The organism is Methylobacterium sp. WL116, from assembly GCF_008039455.1.
Taxonomy (GTDB): domain Bacteria; phylum Pseudomonadota; class Alphaproteobacteria; order Rhizobiales; family Beijerinckiaceae; genus Methylobacterium.
The window spans coordinates 1-1,528 of record NZ_VRUV01000785.1; the positions used below are offsets into that span (position 1 = coordinate 1).

Genomic DNA, 1,528 nt, shown 5'->3' on the forward strand with positions numbered 1-1,528 from the left:
GGATCGGCCGGCGTGGCGAGGGCCGGGCGCGTGCAGGCGGGAGCGGCGAGACACAGGGCCGCGAGCGCGGCGATCGGCAAGCGGGGCATGGCCGGGACGCGCGACAAGACCGGGAAGCGGGGCATGGCATCTCCTCGTATCCGGCCTGCAGCGTAGGGTGCGCCAGCGTCCGGCGCATGACGCATGACCGGCCGGCCCGATGCAAATCTTCGTGCGGTCGCGCAGCGCCCTCCGGCGCCCACCGTGCCGGAACCGGTCTCACGCCTCCAGCGGGATCTCGATGTGGAAGCGGGCGCCCTGCCCGCGCGGCGTCGCGATCCGGGCGTCGAGCTGGCGGGCGAGGTTCGCGATCACGCGCATGCCCAGGCTGCCCGAGGCCCGGCCGATGTCGAAATCCGCCGGCAGGCCGACGCCGTCGTCCGACACGTCGAGGACGAGCGCCGCGCCGGTGCAGGCGGCGCCCACGCGCACCTCCCCGGCCCTGTCGGGATAGGCGTACTTGATCGCGTTGGTGACGAGCTCGTTGACCATCAATCCCATCGGGATCGCCCGGTCGGCCGAGACCCGCAGCGGCTCGGCGCTGCAGCGGATGCGGTGGTTCGGCGCGCTGCTCTGCAGGTTGGCCGTCAACGTCTCCAGGAACTGCGCGAGGTCGATCTCGCCCGGCGTGGTGTCGCCCTGGCGCCAGAGCTGGTCGTGGACCCCGGCGATGGCCTCGACCCGGGTGCGGGCGTCGATCAGGGCGTCGCGCACGGCCGGGTCGTCGGCGTTGCGCGCCTGCAGCGCGAGCAGGCTCGCGACGATGGCCAGGCTGTTCTTCACCCGGTGGCTCATCTCACGGACGAGCAGGTCCTGCCGCGCCAGCGCCTGCTTGAGCAGCCCCTCCGTGCGCTGCCGCTCGATCGCGCCGCCGAGCAGGTTGGCGAAGCCCTGCATGAAGGCGATGTCGGCCTCGGTGAACATGCCCTCGCGGGTATCGTCGACCTCGAGCACCCCGAAGGCGCCTTCGCGGTTCTCGATCAGCACGTTGATCGCCCGGCGGATGCCGTGCTCGGCCATGATCTGCGGCGTGCGGAAGCGGTTCTCGTTCTCGAGGTGGTTGGAGATCACCGGCCGGCCGGTCTTGAGGGCGAAGCCCGCGGGCGAGGCGAGGTCGGCGCCGACGCGGGCGTGGCCGACGACGTTCGGTCCCCAGCCGACGCCGGCGCGCACCAGCAGCATGTCCTCGTCGTGCAGGTGCTCCAGCGCCTTGCAGAACTCGGCGCCCATGCCCTCGGCGCAGAGTTCGGTCGCCCGCTGCAGCAGCGCGTCGACGTCCTCGCCGCGCAGGGCCTCGACGCCGAACTCGGACAGGATCGCCTGCTGGCGGAGGCGGTAGCTCAGGTCCGGATGGTGATCGCTCATGACGCGCAGGGTTCGCATGAGGCTTGACGAAGCTCGTTGACCGCGCACGACGAAGCCCGCGCCGTCGTGTCGGACGGCGCGGGCTTCATGCTGATTTGGTTGCGGGGACAGGATTTGAACCTGT

At 71.7% G+C, this 1,528-nt stretch carries 1 protein-coding gene; it reads right to left on the minus strand.

Features of this window, described 5'->3' with window-relative positions:
* Positions 1-258 precede the first annotated feature (258 nt).
* On the minus strand, positions 259-1,404 hold the full coding sequence (locus FV223_RS27310; RefSeq protein ID WP_147729830.1) for a histidine kinase dimerization/phosphoacceptor domain -containing protein: 1,146 nt from the start codon (positions 1,402-1,404) through the stop codon (positions 259-261).
* Positions 1,405-1,528 lie beyond the last annotated feature (124 nt).